A 16634-nucleotide genomic window follows, 5' to 3' on the forward strand; every position below is an offset into this window, starting at 1 on the left:
GCCGCTCAGCTCAGCCAGCTCGAGATCGGGTGGATCGCGAAGTAGACGATGAAGAGCGCCGCCACGACCCACATCAGCGGGTGGACGGTGCGCGCCTTGCCGCGGACGATCTTGATCAGCGTGTAGGCGAGGAAGCCGGCGCCGATGCCGACCGAGATCGAGTAGGTGAACGGCATCAGCGCGATGGTGAGGAACGCCGGGATCGCGACCTCGAGATCGGCCCAGTCGATGTCCTTGACCTGCTGCATCATCAGGAAGCCGACGAGCACGAGCGCCGGGACGGCCGCCTCCGAGGGGATGATGTCCACGATCGGGGCGAGGAACGTCGCGAGCAGGAACAGCACGCCCGTGACGACCGCCGAGAGGCCGGTGCGGGCGCCCTCGCCGACGCCGGACGCCGACTCGACGTAGGTCGTGTTGGAGGAGACGCCGCCGACGCCACCGGCGGCTGCGGCCAGCGAGTCGATGACGAGGATGCTGCGGCTGTTGACCGGGGTGCCGTCCTTCTGGAGGAGGCCGGCCTCGGCGCCGATCGCGGTCATCGTGCCCATCGTGTCGAAGAAGTCCGCGAGCATCAGGGTGAAGATCAGCAGGATCGTCGTGACCACGCCGACGTTCTGGAACGAGCCGAGCAGGTTGAAGTGGCCGAGGGTGCCGAACGACGGCCAGTCGACGACCTTGTCCGGCCACGCGGGGACGTTGAGGGACCAGCCGGTCGGGTTCTTCGCGCCGCTGGCGCCAAGGTGACCGATCGCCTCGACGACGATCGCGAGCAGCGTGGTCGCGATGATCGCGATGAGGATCGCGCCGCGGACCTTGCGGACCCAGAGGGTGATGACCAGGGCGAGGCCGACGAGGAAGACCAGGACCGGCCAGCCCGCGAGCTGGCCGGCGGGGCCGAGCTGGACGGGGGTGGTGGTGTTGGAGGCGTCCGGCACTCGGCGTACGAAGCCGGCGTCGACGAAGCCGATCACGGCGATGAAGAGTCCGATGCCGACGGAGATGGCCACCTTCAGCTCGCGCGGGACGGCGTGGAAGACCGCCTCCCGGAACCCGGTCAGCACCAGCACGAGGATCACCACGCCCTCGATGACGATCAGGCCCATCGCGTCCGCCCAGGTCATCTGCCCGGCGATCGAGACCGCGACGAACGCGTTGAGGCCCAAGCCGGCCGCCAGCGCGAGCGGGAAGTTCGCGACCACGCCCATGAGGATGGTCATCACGCCCGCCACCAGCGCGGTGCCCGCCGCGATCGCGGCGAGGTTGTGCGGGCTCGCGCCGCCGAGTGTCTTGCCGTCCGCGTCGGTCGCGAAGCCGAGGATCAGCGGGTTGAGGACCACGATGTAGGCCATCGTGAAGAACGTGACGACGCCGCCTCGGACCTCACGTCCGATGGTCGAGCCGCGCTCGCTGATCTTGAAGAAGCCGTCGATGCCGCCGCGGGGTGCCCGCGCTGTCGAGGTGGTGGTCACGGATCGCCATTTTCGCAGATGAGGGTGGTGCTCCGTGAAATCTCACGGCGGGCGCAACCCGAGCCGGTCGGTGGGATCGACCGCAGGCTCGTCCCCGGCTGCATATCGGGGCCCCGTGTCGGTTGTCCACAGGCAGGAAGGACGCCCGTTTCCGGCCGTCATGCCGGGGCAGCCTTCGGGCATGATGAACATGCCTTCCGACGCTTCCGCTCCCACCCGCCGCGACGCCCACCGGGGCCGTCACCTCGCCCGCGCCGCGGGTCTCTCCGCCGCGTCCGCCGCCTGGTGGCGGGCCGTGCACGCGCGCCGCCCGGACGTCGAGCTTGTCCTGCTCCCGCCCGAGGATCCGCCGCGGCCGACCTGCGGGGAGGATGAGGCTGCGGCCGCGCTCGAGCCCGCCGCGACCGTGCTCGCGGCGTCGATGTCCGCGCTGGCGGTCGTCCGTGAGCGGGCCGCCTGGACGCCGGTCGCGTCCGGCGTCGTACGCCGCACCCGGGTGACGGTCGGCCGGGTCGGCGAACCGGAGCGCTGGCTCAGCGAGCTCGCCGCGCGCCTGCGGTACGACGACTGGCGGGTCGACCACCGCCGAGGGGCTCACGTCCTGGTGACCGCACGGCGCGGCGGCGTCGAGCTGCGCGCGACCGGCGCTGCGACGGGTGTCGTGACGGTGACGTTGGCGGGTCCTCGGGTGGCGGTCGACCCGGTGCGCCGCCGTGAGTTGCTGCGGGGAGGCGACCGGTCATGACCCTCCGCCTCGATCCCGCGGAGGTCGCCTCGGCCGCCGACGGCTGGGACGACCAGCACCTCTGCCTCCTCGGAGGCTCGCGACGCCTGCGCGACACCTCCTGTGCCGGCTTCACCGCGCCGACCCGTGGGCCGGCCGAGCGGTTCCGGGCGGCGTGGGCCGCCCTCGCCCGCGAGCTCGCGGTGGACGCCGAGGCCCGCGCCGACAGCATGCGCGCCGCCGCCGTCCGCATCATCGAGGCCGACGACATGTCGGTGGCGGTCGCCCAGCTGCTCGAAGCCGAGCTGGAGGAGACCCGATGACGCTCCTGCACCGGCCCACCCCGATGCCGGCGTGGACGGCGGACCCAGCGGCCGTCACCGACTACGGCACCGAGATCCTGGCCCTCTCGGCCGTGCTCGACGACTGCGGCAGCTTCGCGAGCGGCGGCGCGCGTTGCCCGAGCTGGACGGGCGACGGGGGGACGGCGTACGCCACCGGCGTCGCCGGGCTCGGTCGTCGGGCCGACGCCCTCTCGCTGGCCAGCCGCGACGTCGGCAACAAGGTCGTCGCCCATGCTGAGGAGCTGGCCGACCTCCATGGTCGGCACGTCGACCTCAGCCGGCGTGAGCGCGAGCTCGACCGGCTCGTCGCGCAGGTGGCCGTGGCGGGGGAGGCGGGTGTCGTCTGGGGGCTCTTCGGCATCGTCGGACCCGCAGCGCTCGACCAGATGCTGGCGGCCTACGAGGCCGACCGGCGGACGTGGATCTCCGACCTCGCCGCCGCGGAGCAGGCCATCGTCCGCGCCCTATCCCGGACGCTCACCGCCTCCGACGTGCAGAGGACCTACGCCGACCTGCCCGATCCGGCCGACGCGGTCGCCCACACGGTCCCTGGCGCCGGCGCCTCGCCGGCGCGGATGCGCGCCTGGTGGGCCGGGCTCACCCTCGCCGAGCAGCAGGCGCTGATCGCCGCCCACCCGGAGCTGGTCGGCAACCGCGACGGCCTTCCCGCGTGGGCGCGCAACGCGGCCAACGCCGTCGCCCTCGACCGGGACCTCGCGACCGTGGGGGCGGTCCCGCCGGAGCTACGGACTCCCGAGGAGCAGGCGCGCTACGACCACGCGGTCGCGGCGGACGAGGCCCGTCAGGCGATCGAGGACCAGGCCGTCGACGTCCGCACGGGGGACCGGGTGTCCCCGCAGATCTACCTCTACGACCCGGCCGCGTTCGGCGGCGACGGGGCGATCGCGATGTCCGTCGGCGACCTCGACACCGCCGACAACGTCGCCGTGACGGTGCCGGGCTTCGGCACCGACATGGACAGCGCGCCCTTCCAGGCCACCCGGGCGATCGCGCTCCACCAGGCGATGCAGTTCGAGAGCCCGACCGGCCAGGCCGCGATGTTCTGGATCGGGTACGACGCCCCCGACAACCTGCCGTGGGACGGCGGCCTGGACGCGGCCGGCGTCGTGACGGAGCGGATGGCCGCCGCCGGCGGGGACCGACTCGCCGACACGCTCGACGGGCTCGACGCGATGCGTGACCACCCCGCCCACCTGACCGTCGTCGGGCACAGCTATGGCTCGACCACCGTCGGGCATGCGCTCCACGACCACCACACGGGGGTCGACGACGCGGTCTTCGTCGGCAGTCCGGGGGTGGGTGGCGACACCCGCACGGCGGCCGATCTCGACGTGCCGGCCGGCCACGTCTGGGCCGGCGCAGACTCCCGCGACCCGATCACCCGGCTGGGGGACACGGGCGCCGTCGGCCTCGGCACGGTCGGTGGCGGCGGACTCGGCCGCAACCCGGTCGAGGACGGCTTCGGCGCGATCCGCTTCCAGGCGGAGAGCATCACGCACGGCGGCCTCTTCGACGACCACGGGAAGTACTTCGACCCCGACACCGAGTCGCTGGCCAACATCAGCCACGTCGCGACCGGCGACTACGGCCGCGTCACCACCGCGCCGGGCGTGCACGACCCGGGCCCCGATGTCGGCGATGCCTGGGACGCCGCCGAGCACGCCGCCGGCGCGGGCGGCCACCTCCTGCACGGTCTCACCCATCCCTGGGACCAACTCGGCGACCTCGCGGCGGCCGGTCAGGACCTGGCCCAGGGAGGAGCGGACCTCGGTGGGCCGCTCGAGGACCCGGAGGCGGGCAGGGCGGCGACCTCGCCCCGGACGCACGGCGCCTAGGCGCCGGAGCTGACGCCGTGTCCGGTCGTTATCAGAGTCCGCGCCGACAGTCACATCTGTCCCACAAGACACGGCGTGCCTCACCAGAAACACGGCGTACGCCTCTTAGCCTCATCGACGGGTGCGTCCCTTCCTTCCCCGAGTCCCGCGCCCAGTGAGGCAGTCGACCCATGGCGAACAGTTTCATCGGCCGTGACATGGCCGTGGATCTCGGCACCGCCAACACTCTCGTCTACGTCCGCGGCCGGGGTGTCCTCGTCGACGAGCCCAGCGTCGTCGCGCTCCACCAGAAGACCGGCGAGGTCCTCGCCGTCGGCCACGAGGCCAAGCGCATGCTGGGGCGTACGCCCGACGACATCGTGGCGATCCGGCCACTGCGGGACGGCGTCATCGCCGACTTCGAGGCCACCGAGCAGATGCTCCGCTATTTCATCCACCAGGTGCACCGGCGCCGCTACTTCGCCAAGCCGCGGATGGTCATCTGCGTGCCGAGCGGCATCACGGCGGTCGAGACCCGGGCGGTGAAGGAGGCGGGCTACCAGGCGGGCGCCCGCAACGTCTACATCGTCGAGGAGCCGATGGCCGCCGCGATCGGCGCCGGCCTGCCCGTTCACCTGGCGACGGGCAACATGGTGGTGGACGTCGGGGGAGGGACGACGGAGGTCGCGGTCATCAGCCTCGGCGGCATCGTGACGAGCCTGTCGGTGCAGACCGCCGGGGACGACCTCGACAACGCGATCGTCACCTGGATGAAGAAGGAGCACGCGCTGCTCCTCGGCGAGCGCACGGCCGAGGAGGTCAAGATGACCCTCGGCTCGGCCTTCCCACTGCCGACCGAGCCCGAGGCGGAGATCCGTGGGCGCGACATGGTCAGCGGACTGCCGCGCACGGTGAGCGTGACGAGCGCGGACATCCGCCACGCGATCGAGGAGCCGCTGCACGACATCATCGACGCCGTCCGCGCGACCCTCGACCAGACGCCGCCGGAGCTGGCCGGCGACATCATGGACCGCGGCATCGTCCTCTCCGGCGGTGGAGCGCTGCTGCGCGGGCTCGACGAGCGGCTCCGCCACGAGACCGGCATGCCGGTCCACGTCGCCGAGTCGCCCTTGACCTCGGTCGCGCTGGGCGCCGGCCGGTGCGTCGAGGAGTTCGACGCGCTGCAGAAGGTCCTGGTCTCCGAGACGAGGCGGTGGTGATGGCGCTCCTGACCCCGCCCCCGCTGCGATCGCTCGGCAAGTCGCTCGGCTCCCTCGCGCCCCGCCGTGACCACCCGCTCGGCGCGGAGGGCCTGAACCGGCGCGGCAGCCTCGAGCCCAAGGACCCGCGCTCCCCGAAGCGCGCCACCCTGGTCGCGCTGCTGCTCGCCGGCGCGACGCTGATGACCCTCGACCAGACCCCGGTCCTCGAGCCGGTGCGCTCGGTCGCCGGCGACGTCTTCGGCCCGGCCGAGTCGGCGGCCAGCACGGTCGCCCACCCGCTCACCGACATCCCGGGCTGGTTCGACAGCCGTGACAAGCTGCGCGGCGACATCACGGACCTCAAGGCGGAGAACGCCGACCTGCGACGCCAGCTGCGCACCACCGACTTCGGCCGCAACCGCCTCGAGGAGTACGACGGCCTGACCCGCTCCGCGGAGACCCTCGGCTACAGCCTGGTGCCCGCCCGCGTGGTGGCGTACGGCGAGGCGCAGTCGTTCTCCCACACGGTGACGATCGACGCCGGGACCGACAGCGGCGTGACCGCCGACATGACGGTGATCGCCGCCGACGGCCTGGTCGGTCGGGTCCTGCGGGCGACGCGCACGACCGCGACCGTCCTGCTCATCGTCGACGCCTCGTCGGTCGTGGGTGGCCGGGTCGGGGACTCGATGCAGGTCGGTTTCGCCCACGGCTCGGGCGAGGTCTCGAAGTCGGGTGGCCTCGACCTCGAGCTCGTCGACCAGTCGGTCGCGCCGGTCAAGGGCGAGACGGTCGTGACCTGGGGGGACGGACAGGCCGCGCCGTACGTCGCCGGTGTGCCGATCGGCCGCGTGACCGGCGTCTTCGCCAGCGTTCGCGACTCGTCACGGACGGTCCGGGTCCAGCCCTACGTCGACTTCGGCGCGCTGGATGTCGTCGGTGTGGTGGTCCCGGCCGGGACCAAGGGCGACCGCGCCGTCATCGGCAGCGACGGGAAGCTGGGGTGAGGGAGATGAACGGGATCCGCGGGGCCGTGGTCGGCCTCCTTGTCGTCGTCGCGCTCCTGCTGCAGGTCAGCGTGTTCCGCTTCTTCGCCTGGGACGGCGTCGTGCCCGACCTGGTGCTCCTCGTCGTCGTGGCCGGGGCACTGGTGCGCGGCGGGCAGTTCGGCATGGTGCTCGGGTTCTGCGCCGGCGTCCTCCTCGACGTCGTCCCGCCGGCCGACCACACCGCCGGACGGTGGGCGGTCGCCCTCCTGCTGGTGGGGTACGTCGCCGGCCTGGTGCGCCCCGAGAACGGCAGTGCCCACGGTCGACCGCCGGCGCTGACGGTGGTGGCGACCGTCGCGGGCTGCTCGTTCGTCGGGACGAGCGTGTTCGCGCTGACCGGGCTGCTGCTCCACGAGGGCGACGCAGGCACGGGCTCGATGCTGGAGGTGGTCGGGATCAGCCTCGTCTGGGACGTGCTCCTGACGCCGCTGGTGCTGCCCTGGACGATGGCGCTGCTGCGCCGCGTCGAGCCGGAGCGAGCCCGCGCGTGAGGACCCGATGAGCACCCCCGCGTCCACCGCGCGCACAAGCCGGCTGCGCCTGATCGTCATCCAGGCGCTGGTCTTCTCACTGTTCGCCACGCTGGCGGCGCGGCTCTACTACGTCCAGGTCGCCCACGGTCCGAGCTACCGCGCGCAGGCGGCCTCGCAATCGGTCCGCGAGGTCGTGCAGCAGCCGGTGCGTGGGCTCATCGTCGACGACCAGGGCGTCCCGCTGGTCACGAACCGCACCTCCTGGGTGGTCAGCATCGACCACACCGTGCTCGACAAGCTGGACGCCGCGGACCGCCGGACGCTCCTCAAGCGCGTCTCCGGGGTGGTCCACGTCAAGGTCAGGAAGATCGAGAAGACGCTCGCCGACTGGAACGGCTCGCAATACCAGCCTGTCCCGATCGCCGCCGACGTCAAGCAGAAGGTCGCGCTCGCGATCCTCGAGCAGCCCGAGGACTACCCGGGTGTGCTGGCGCAGAAGGAGACGGTGCGCGCCTACCCGCACCCCTACGGCATCGACGCCGCCGACGTGCTGGGCTACCTCTCGCCGATCACCTCCGATGAGTACTCCGCGGCCAAGAAGGCCGGCGACGAGTCGCTCAACAACACCTCCGTCGTCGGGCGGGCCGGTGTCGAGAAGGAGTACGACGAGTGGCTGCGCGGCATGCCGGGCTACACCTCGGTCACGGTCGACTCCCAGGGACGCCAGATCGGTGAGGGCGAGTCCGTCGCGGCCCAGCCGGGCGACACGCTCGTCACCAGCATCGACGCCAAGCTCCAGGGCGTCGTCGAACGCCAGCTGCACCAGACGATCGAGACCGCGCGCAAGACCTACGACCCGGTCACCCACAAGAACTACGTCGCCGACTCCGGCGCCGTCGTCGTCATGGAGGCGAAGACCGGCCGCGTCGTCGCGATGGCCAGCCAGCCGACGTACGACCCCTCGGAGTGGGTCGGTGGGATCACCCAGAAGCAGCTCGACCGGCTCTACTCCAAGAAGGCGGGCTACCCGCTGGTCAGCCGGGTGACCCAGGGCCAGTTCGCGCCGGGCTCGACCTGGAAGCCGTTCATGACAGCCGGCGCGCTGAGCGACGACCTGAGCGCGGACTCCCGTTTCGACTGCGGCTCGGGGCTGCAGATCGGCAACCGCTGGTTCAAGAACTACGAGTCGGAGTCCTACGGCTCGATCTCCTTCGCCGAGGCGCTCAACGTCTCCTGTGACACGTTCTTCTACCAGGTCGGCCTGCACTTCTGGAACAAGTACGGCAGCGACCCGGCCGACGCGAAGGCGAAGGACCCGCTCGCCGCCGCGGCGCACACCTTCGGCTTCGGCGAGCCGACCGGGATCGACATCCCCGGCGAGGCGGGCGGCCGCGTCGGCGACCGCGCCTGGCGGGCCGACTACTACACCGCGATGAAGAGCTACTACTGCCGGATGGATGAGAAGGGCACCGCGCCGACGTCCTTCCTCAAGCTCTTCGCCCACGAGTTCTGCCTCGAGGGCAACTACTTCCGCCAGGGCGACGCCGCGAACTTCACCATCGGCCAGGGCGACACCATGGTGACGCCGATCCAGCTGGCGCGGGCGTACGCCGCCATGTCCAACGGCGGCACCGTCTATGCGCCGACCGTCGGGAAGGCGATCGTCAGCTCGGACGGCACCGTCCTCAAGCGGATCACGCCCAAGGTCGTCGGCCACGCGAAGGTCAGCAAGAAGGCGATCGACTACGTCAACACCGCGCTGCTCGGCACGCTCAAGCCCGACGGCGCCTGGAACGGCACCCTGGCGTGGAAGTTCGGCGGCTTCCCGCTCGACCAGATCCACCTGCGCGGCAAGACCGGGTCGGCCGAGGTCGAGGGCAAGCAGTCGACGAGCTGGGTCGCGACCTATGACAAGAACTACGTCGTCGTCATGATGGTGACGCAGGCCGGCACGGGCTCCGGCACCTCGGGCCCGGCGGTCCGCAAGATCTGGGAGGCGCTGTACGGCATCGACGGGATGACGGTCGACCCCGCGAAGGCGGCCATCCCCGGCACCACGCCGCCGAAGGCGCTCCCGGTCTTCGGGAAGGACGGCTCGATCCTGCCGCCGGACTCCTCGACCACCAACGGCCAGCGGGCCCGGAAGGAGCACTGATGAGGTCGCTGCTCACCCGCCGGGCGGCGCGGCTGGACTGGGTCCTGATGGGGGCGGTGATCGCGCTGCTGGTGCTCGGCTCGCTGCTCGTCTGGTCCGCCACTGCCCACCGCGACAGCCTCACCGGGGGAGACCCCACGGCGTACCTGCGTCGTCACCTCGCCAACGTCGTCATCGGTCTGGGCCTGCTCGCGCTGGTGCTGGCGACGGACCACCGCTGGGTGCGGATCGTCGCGCCCGTCGTCTACCTGCTCTCGTTGGTGGGCCTCGTGCTCGTCCTCGTCGCCGGCGCGACGATCAACGGCTCCCGGTCCTGGCTCGACCTCGGCGGGATGTCGATCCAGCCCTCGGAGTTCGCCAAGCTCGCCGTCGTCATCGGGATGGCCCTCGTGCTCGCCGAACGCACCGAGGGGCGCTGGCGGTCCCGGGTCGGGACCGGTGACGTGGTCGCGATGCTCCTCGTCGCCGGCGTGCCGGCGGCGCTCATCATCCTGCAGCCCGACCTCGGCACCATGCTCGTGCTCACGGCGACGGTCTTCGGGGTGCTCGCCGCGGCCGGCACCCCTCGGCGGTGGCTCGCCGCGCTCGGTGCGGGCGGCGTCGCGGCGGCGGTGGCCGTCGTCGCCGGCGGGTTCTTGAAGGAGTACCAGATCCACCGGTTCCTGGCCTTCACCGATCCCGGGCTCGACCCGCGCGGCGCCGGCTACAACGTCCAGCAGGCGCGCATCGCGATCGGCGACGGCGGGCTCTTCGGGCAGGGGCTCTTCCACGGCTCGCAGACCCGCGCCGGCTTCGTGCCCGAGCAGCACACCGACTTCATCTTCACGGTCGCGGGGGAGGAGCTCGGCCTGGTCGGCTCCGCCGTCCTGATCGCTCTCCTCGGCGTCGTCCTGTGGCGGGCGCTCCGCATCGCCGCGCGCACCGACGACCTCTTCGGCCGTGTCGCCGCCGCCGGGATCGCCTGCTGGTTCGGCTTCCAGGCCTTCCAGAACATCGGCATGTGCCTCGGCATCATGCCGGTCACCGGCGTGCCGCTCCCGTTCGTGTCGTACGGCGGCAGCTCGATGTTCGCCTCGCTGCTCGCCGTCGGGCTGCTGCAGAACATCCACGCCCGGGCGACCGCGCCCACCGCCGTACGACGGGCCGCGGCGCGGGAGCTCGCGTTGCGCTGACCGGCCGCCATGACAACTGTCATAGGTCGTTAGCCAGCCTCACGAACCTGAACTAGATTCGACGCCGATGAGCACGAGCGCGCCTGCGGGGGGCCACGCCGCACCCGGTGAATACACCCACAAGCAGATCCTGACGATCCTGACGGGCCTCCTGCTGGGGATGTTCCTCGGCGCGCTCGACCAGACGATCGTCTCGACCGCGATCCGCACGATCGCCGACGACCTGCACGGTCTGGACGCCCAGGCGTGGGTGACGACGGCATACCTCATCACCTCGACGATCATGACGCCGATCTACGGCAAGCTCGGCGACCTGTGGGGCCGCAAGAAACTGTTCATGTTCGCGATCAGCATCTTCATCGTGGGCTCCATGCTGTGCACGCTGGCGCACTCGATGTACGAGCTCGCGGCCTACCGTGCCTTCCAGGGCCTCGGGGCCGGTGGTCTCTTCACGCTGGTGCTGGCGATCGTCGGCGACATCGTCTCGCCGCGGGAGCGGGCGAAGTACACCGGCTACTTCATGGCGACCTTCGGCTCCTCCAGCGTGCTCGGGCCGGTCATCGGCGGGTTCTTCGCCGGCACCGGCTCGATCCTCGGCATCGCCGGCTGGCGCTGGGTCTTCCTGGTCAACGTCCCGATCGGGATCCTCGCGCTCATCGTCGTCTTCCGCACCCTCCACGTGCACCACGTCAAGCGGCAGGCGCGGATCGACTGGATGGGCGCGGTCGCGCTCGTCATCTGCCTGGTCCCGCTGCTCACCGTGGCGGAGCAGGGCCGCAGCTGGGGCTGGGGCTCCACGCGCTCGGTGGTGCTCTTCGTGATCGGTGCGCTGGGGCTCGTCCTCTTCGTCGCCGCCGAGACCTTCATGAAGGACGCGGCGCTCATCCCGCTGCGGATCTTCCGGATCAGGCCGGCGGCCGTCACCCTGGTGGCGAGCGTCATCGTCGGGATGGGTCTCTTCGGCGGGATGATGGTGCTGCCGCTCTACATGCAGATCGTCCACGGCGCCTCGCCGACCGAGTCCGGCTTCATGATGCTGCCCATGGTCGCCGGGCTGATGACCGCCTCGCTGAGCTCCGGCAAGATCATCAGCCGCACCGGCAAGACCCGGATCTTCCCGATCTTCGGCTCCGCCCTGATGGCGGTCGGCATGGTGCTGTTGGCCCAGATCACGGCCGACACCCACCTGTGGATCGTCATGATCTTCATGTTCATCACCGGGTACGGCGTCGGGAACTGCATGCAGCCGCTGATCCTCACGGTGCAGTCGTCGGTGCCCCCGACCTCGATCGGCGTCGCCACCTCGAGCGCGACCTTCTTCCGGCAGATCGGCGGCACGATCGGCGTCGCGGTCTTCCTCTCGGTGCTGTTCAGCACCGCGCCCGGCAACATCGCTGGGGCGTTCGACGAGGCGAAGCAGACTCCGGCCTTCCAGCAGGCCGCCCAGCAGGCCCTGCAGGAGCCGGCGAGCTCACCCGACCACCGGCTGGCGTCCGGCGACCAGAGCGTGATCGCGGGCGTCACCCAGGACTCCTCGGTCATCAACCGGCTGGCCCCGGCACTGGCCCACCCGCTCAAGGTCGGTTATGCGGAGTCGATGACCCCGATCTTCTGGACCGCCGGCGGGCTCGGAGTCCTGGCCTTCCTGGTGCTCCTGACGATGCCGGAGGTCGAGCTGCGCCAGACCTCGGCCGCCGCCGCGCGAGCCGCCACGTCGGGTGAGAACGCGCCGGAGAACGTGCGGCCGTAGCGCCGGGGCGCTCAGCGGCGAAGGAACCGCGGGCGCGGCGGGATCAGCCTGCCCACCTTCTCCAGGACGGGCATGACCATGGGCTCGAGGCGGCGGATGACGGGATCGTCCTCGGCATCGGTCAGGGCGGGGGCCGCGGCCTCGAGCGACCACGGCCGTCCTTCTTCCGCGGCGTCCAGGGCGTCGTTCGCCGCCACGGCCCAGAGTTCGTAGACCGGGTCGATCGAGAGGGGAACGTCGCCGAAGCCGGTGAACTGAGCCGTCCACGACGAGTGCACTCGGATGTCGCGCGGGAACGACGCGACCTCGGTCAGCCGGCCGGCGTACTGCTCCCGTTTGCTCCGCAGCACGAGCCAGCGGCGATCGGTCGCGACGAGGACCACCGTCGCCTGCTCCGACAGGAACGGCCAGAAGTGATCGATCGCCATCCGCACCGCTCGCGGACGCCCCCAGGACCCGCCCACCCAGACCTGGAACTGCTCGCCGGTCTCCAGGAAGGGCTCGACCCGGGGCCGCATCTCCTCGACGCTGCGCAGGACGTCCGCGCCGTTCATCGCTGGAGCCCCCGCAACAGCGCGTTGCCGAGATCGGCGTCGATGGCGGCGGAGGTGGTCTCGGGGTCGACGTCGAGGTCGAGGGCCTCCCGCGGCGGCTCGACTCGGGCCACCTCGGCGGTCGCCCAGTGCTGGCGCGCCGTGTGAAGAGCGGCCTCGCGGAACGCCGTACCGTCCTCGCCGGCGCGACCGGAGAAGACGTCTGCCCAGTCCAGGTCGCCGGCGGCGACCCGACGGGCGAGTCGGCGGAGCGACTCGGGAGCACCCGGACTCTCGGCGGCGCGCTCCATCAGGTCGCGCTCCTCGGGGCGCAGCCCGCGATGGCGAGTGCGGTCGAGGAAGTCCGCGTTGTCGGCGCGCACTCGGCGGGCCGCGGCGATCGCGTCCTCGAGCGGGCCGAGCAACGCACGGACCTCGGGGCCGAGGTCAGCTGATCCCTGGGTCATTCGGGCCTCCGTACTTCTTCGTGGGCTCGGTGGCGGCGTCGCCGAGGTGCAGGAGGGCCGTCGCCAGATCGCCATAGTCCCCGATCTGGTCCTTGATCTCCTGGATCTTCTGGTCGATCGTGCCCGGGATGTGGTGGATCAGGTAGTCGAGCTTCGCCAGCTTCTTCAGGCCCTTGACGGCGACGTTCAGCCCGGTGATGGTCTGGTGGATCGCCTTGGCGATCTTGTAGGCGCGGTAGAACGCGACGAGCGCCTCCTCGCACTTCTTCGCCGCCACGGCCTCACCTGCTCCGCACCACCAGGCCGCCGCGAGGAACCCGGCACCGACCTCGACGTCGTGGATGACGCTCTGCAGCAGGTCGACGGCCTGCTTGTAGAGCTTCTCCCACTCGTCGGCCGCCTCCTTCATGGCCAGCTTGATCGCGGCGGGAGCGGCGGCCTCTCCCTTGAAGCCGTTCCCGAGGCGGGTGCCGTACTCCTTGAAGCTCATGGCGGCGTTGCCGTCCCACACGGCGTCGACGACCGCGCGGTTGGCCAGCAGGTCCTCGCCGTGCTGGTCGAGGGCGTCATGGATGTCGCCCCAGGTGTTCGCGCACGCGGTCAGCGCCGTCCAGTTGCCGATCACGTCGTCGATCGGCTCGGTGATGTGGTGGCCGGTGAACTTGTGGAAGACCCAGTCGATCGCCTTCACATCGACGTCCATGTCGTCGCGGATCTCCTGCGACGGGTCGGGGGAGGCGCCGTAGCACTGCCCCATGGGATAGGTGGCCTGGAACGGGCCGCCGCCGTTGCCGATCGGAGTGTCGTGCTGGTGCCCGACCCGCGGTGCACCGGCGTCGGCAGCGGCGGCCGCCGCCTCGTCCTGCTTGGCGTAGTGGTCTGCGACCGACACGAGCGAGACGCCGGTGCCGTGGACCACCTTCTGGAGCTTCTCGTAGTGGTTCCCGAAGTCCTCGGCCAGCTCGTCGACGACCGGCTTGACCAGGGTGAGCAGCCCGTTGAACGAGTCGTTGGCGCGACACTCGACCTTGGTCCGCGAGACCGTCACGCTGATGATGTCGTCGGCGAAGGACTGGTAGTGGTGTCCATAGCGGCGCAGGCCGTGGAGCTTGACATCGAAGTCGGCCATGGGGTCCTTCCTCGAGGATCGGGCGGGGTGGCGTCACGAGGGGACATGCCCGGTGGAGGCGGATCGAAACATCGGACCCGCGGTCGGGGCCGGATCCGCGCCCGGCGCTTCGTCACCGGCGCTTCGCGAACTCGGCGCGGGCCGCCCCGCCGACGTACCCTTTCACGCATGTCCGCAGCAGCCCCTGAGTCGGTCTTCCCCCGTCTCGAGCCCCGCCTGGCGCTGGTCTCCAAGCCCGTCCAGTACGTCGGCGGCGAGCTCAACGCCACGATCAAGGACTGGGACACCGCCGAGGTGTCCGGGGGCGAGACGGTGCGCTGGGCGCTGATGTATCCCGACGCCTACGAGATCGGCCTGCCCAACCAGGGCGTCCAGATCCTCTACGAGGTGCTCAACGAGCGCGACTGGATCGTCGCGGAGCGCACCTACGCCGTGTGGCCCGACCTCGAGAAGATCATGCGCGCGGGTGACGAGCAGGGGCCGATCCCGCAGTTCACGGTCGACGCCCACCGCCCGGTGCGCGCCTTCGACCTGTTCGGCATCAGCTTCTCCACCGAGCTCGGCTACACCAACATGCTCAACGCGCTCGACCTCGCCGGCATCCCGCTGCACGCGGTGGACCGCACCGACGAGGACCCGGTCGTGATCGCGGGCGGGCACGCCGCCTTCAACCCCGAGCCGATCGCCGACTTCCTCGACGCCGCCGTGCTCGGCGACGGCGAGGAGGTCGTCCTGAAGATCTCCGAGGTCGTCCGCGAGTGGAAGGCCGAGGGGCGACCTGCCGGCGACATGGCGAGCCCGCGGGACGAGCTGCTGCGCCGGCTTGCTGTGAGCGGCGCGGTCTACGTCCCCAAGTTCTACGCCGTGACGTACGCCGACGACGGCGCCATCGAGGCGGTCGTCCCGACGGTCGACGGCATCCCGTGGCGGGTGCGCAAGCACACGCTCATGGACCTCGACGCGTGGCCCTACCCCCGCAAGCCCCTGGTCCCGCTCGCTGAGACCGTGCACGAGCGCTACTCCGTCGAGATCTTCCGCGGCTGCACCCGTGGCTGCCGCTTCTGCCAGGCCGGCATGATCACCCGCCCCGTGCGGGAGCGCTCGATCACGACGATCGGCGACATGGTCGAGAACGGCATCCGCAAGTCGGGATTCGAGGAGGTCGGCCTGCTCTCGCTGAGCTCCGCCGACCACACCGAGATCGGCGACCTCGCCACCGGCCTCGCCGACCGCTACGACGGCTCCAACGTCTCGCTCTCCTTGCCGTCGACGCGGGTCGACGCCTTCAACATCACGCTCGCCAACGAGTTCTCCCGCAACGGGCGGCGCTCGGGGCTCACGTTCGCCCCGGAGGGCGGCAGCGAGCGGATGCGCAAGGTCATCAACAAGATGGTGACCGAGGAGGACCTGATCCGGACCGTCGCGACGGCGTACTCCCACGGCTGGCGGCAGGTGAAGCTCTACTTCATGTGCGGCCTCCCGACCGAGACCGACGAGGACGTGCTCGCCATCGCCGACCTGGCCAAGCGGGTCATCGCGAAGGGGCGCGAGGTCTCGGGGCGCAACGACATCCGCTGCACGGTCTCGATCGGCGGGTTCGTGCCCAAGGCCCACACGCCGTTCCAATGGGCGGCCCAGCTCGACCACGAGACGACCGACGCCCGCCTCGCGAAGCTGCGCGAGGTGGTTCGCGCCGACAAGCGGTTCGGTCGCGCCATCGGGTTCCGCTATCACGACGGCCAGCCCGGCATCGTCGAAGGGCTGCTCTCGCGCGGTGACCGGCGCGTCGGCCGGATCATCGAGGAGGTCTGGCGCGACGGCGGCCGCTTCGACGGCTGGAGCGAGCACTTCTCCTACGAGCGCTGGGTCGCGGCCGCCTCGCGCGGACTCGACGGCACCGGCGTGGACCTCGACTGGTTCACCACCCGTGAGCGCCCGTACGACGAGGTCCTGCCCTGGGACCACCTCGACTCCGGCCTGGACAAGGACTGGCTGTGGGCCGACTGGGAGGATGCCCTCGCCGCCGCGAACGGGGAGGACATCGAGGTCGAGGACTGCCGCTGGACCCCCTGCTACGACTGTGGCGTGTGCCCCGAGATGGGCACCGAGATCCAGATCGGCCCCACGGGGCAGAAGCTGCTCCCGCTGAGCGTCGTCTGATCTGCCGTCCGCGGTTCCGACTGCACCCCGCTGACGCATGTCCACGCGAGTGGTCACTCCTGCCACCTCGGAGGCGCTCGGCGCCGCCACGAGTGACCACTCGCGACCGTCGCTGCGTGACGGCCTCGGCCCCGCCCTATCAAGGCAATAAAGTCTACGAACTTAATGG

14 protein-coding genes are annotated in these 16634 nt (G+C 71.0%); 10 read left to right on the plus strand and 4 right to left on the minus strand.

The genetic code is table 11. The features are described 5' to 3' along the window. Nucleotides 1-5: 5 nt before the first annotated feature. Nucleotides 6-1472 carry an NCS2 family permease gene (locus AB3X52_RS11625; protein ID WP_367994237.1) on the minus strand — a complete coding sequence of 489 codons (1467 nt, stop codon included), beginning with the start codon at nt 1470-1472 and terminating at the stop codon, nt 6-8. Between the two features lie 181 nt (nt 1473-1653). Between AB3X52_RS11625 and AB3X52_RS11630 the strand changes: the two genes are divergently transcribed. From AB3X52_RS11630 to AB3X52_RS11670, 9 genes are all read left to right on the plus strand, one after another. Then, entirely contained in the window at nt 1654-2217 is a 564-nt protein-coding gene (locus tag AB3X52_RS11630) for a hypothetical protein (protein ID WP_367994238.1), read from the plus strand. Then, nucleotides 2214-2519 carry a hypothetical protein gene (locus AB3X52_RS11635; RefSeq protein WP_367994239.1) on the plus strand — a complete coding sequence of 102 codons (306 nt, stop codon included), beginning with the start codon at nt 2214-2216 and terminating at the stop codon, nt 2517-2519. Before AB3X52_RS11630 ends, AB3X52_RS11635 begins: the two co-directional genes overlap by 4 nt. Continuing rightward, nucleotides 2516-4396 carry an alpha/beta hydrolase gene (locus tag AB3X52_RS11640; protein ID WP_367994240.1) on the plus strand — a complete coding sequence of 627 codons (1881 nt, stop codon included), beginning with the start codon at nt 2516-2518 and terminating at the stop codon, nt 4394-4396. The genes AB3X52_RS11635 and AB3X52_RS11640 overlap by 4 nt, the downstream gene beginning before the upstream one ends. Before the next feature lie 170 nt (nt 4397-4566). Then, the gene (locus tag AB3X52_RS11645) at nt 4567-5595 is read left to right on the plus strand and encodes a rod shape-determining protein (RefSeq protein ID WP_367994241.1); all 1029 of its coding nucleotides are present in this window, start codon (nt 4567-4569) and stop codon (nt 5593-5595) included. Continuing rightward, on the plus strand, nt 5595-6584 hold the full coding sequence (mreC, locus tag AB3X52_RS11650) for a rod shape-determining protein MreC (protein ID WP_367994242.1): 990 nt from the start codon (nt 5595-5597) through the stop codon (nt 6582-6584). The genes AB3X52_RS11645 and mreC overlap by 1 nt, the downstream gene beginning before the upstream one ends. Nucleotides 6585-6589: 5 nt before the next feature. After that, complete coding sequence (gene mreD, locus AB3X52_RS11655) at nt 6590-7117, plus strand: rod shape-determining protein MreD (RefSeq protein WP_367994243.1); 528 nt, start codon at nt 6590-6592, stop codon at nt 7115-7117. Between the two features lie 7 nt (nt 7118-7124). After that, entirely contained in the window at nt 7125-9254 is a 2130-nt protein-coding gene (mrdA, locus tag AB3X52_RS11660; protein WP_367994244.1) for a penicillin-binding protein 2, read from the plus strand. Next, the gene (gene rodA / locus AB3X52_RS11665) at nt 9254-10426 is read left to right on the plus strand and encodes a rod shape-determining protein RodA (RefSeq protein WP_367994245.1); all 1173 of its coding nucleotides are present in this window, start codon (nt 9254-9256) and stop codon (nt 10424-10426) included. The genes mrdA and rodA overlap by 1 nt, the downstream gene beginning before the upstream one ends. 67 nt (nt 10427-10493) lie before the next feature. Beyond that, on the plus strand, nt 10494-12176 hold the full coding sequence (locus tag AB3X52_RS11670) for an MDR family MFS transporter (protein ID WP_367994246.1): 1683 nt from the start codon (nt 10494-10496) through the stop codon (nt 12174-12176). A gap of 11 nt (nt 12177-12187) precedes the next feature. Here the strand turns inward: AB3X52_RS11670 and AB3X52_RS11675 are convergent, their stop codons facing one another. The 3 genes from AB3X52_RS11675 to AB3X52_RS11685 are packed head-to-tail and all read right to left on the minus strand — an operon-like array spanning nt 12188 to nt 14305. Next, nucleotides 12188-12730: a hypothetical protein gene (locus tag AB3X52_RS11675; RefSeq protein WP_367994247.1), complete on the minus strand. Its 543-nt coding sequence runs from the start codon at nt 12728-12730 to the stop codon at nt 12188-12190. Beyond that, nucleotides 12727-13176, minus strand: coding sequence for a hypothetical protein (locus tag AB3X52_RS11680; RefSeq protein WP_367994248.1), 450 nt, complete (start codon nt 13174-13176; stop codon nt 12727-12729). Before AB3X52_RS11680 ends, AB3X52_RS11675 begins: the two co-directional genes overlap by 4 nt. Then, nucleotides 13157-14305: a hypothetical protein gene (locus AB3X52_RS11685; RefSeq protein ID WP_367994249.1), complete on the minus strand. Its 1149-nt coding sequence runs from the start codon at nt 14303-14305 to the stop codon at nt 13157-13159. The genes AB3X52_RS11680 and AB3X52_RS11685 overlap by 20 nt, the downstream gene beginning before the upstream one ends. A gap of 168 nt (nt 14306-14473) precedes the next feature. Here AB3X52_RS11685 and AB3X52_RS11690 point away from each other — a divergent pair, with 168 nt between their 5' ends. Continuing rightward, nucleotides 14474-16465 carry a TIGR03960 family B12-binding radical SAM protein gene (locus AB3X52_RS11690; protein ID WP_367994250.1) on the plus strand — a complete coding sequence of 664 codons (1992 nt, stop codon included), beginning with the start codon at nt 14474-14476 and terminating at the stop codon, nt 16463-16465. Nucleotides 16466-16634 lie beyond the last annotated feature (169 nt).

This window comes from Nocardioides eburneus, assembly GCF_040838215.1.
Taxonomy (GTDB): domain Bacteria; phylum Actinomycetota; class Actinomycetes; order Propionibacteriales; family Nocardioidaceae; genus Nocardioides; species Nocardioides eburneus.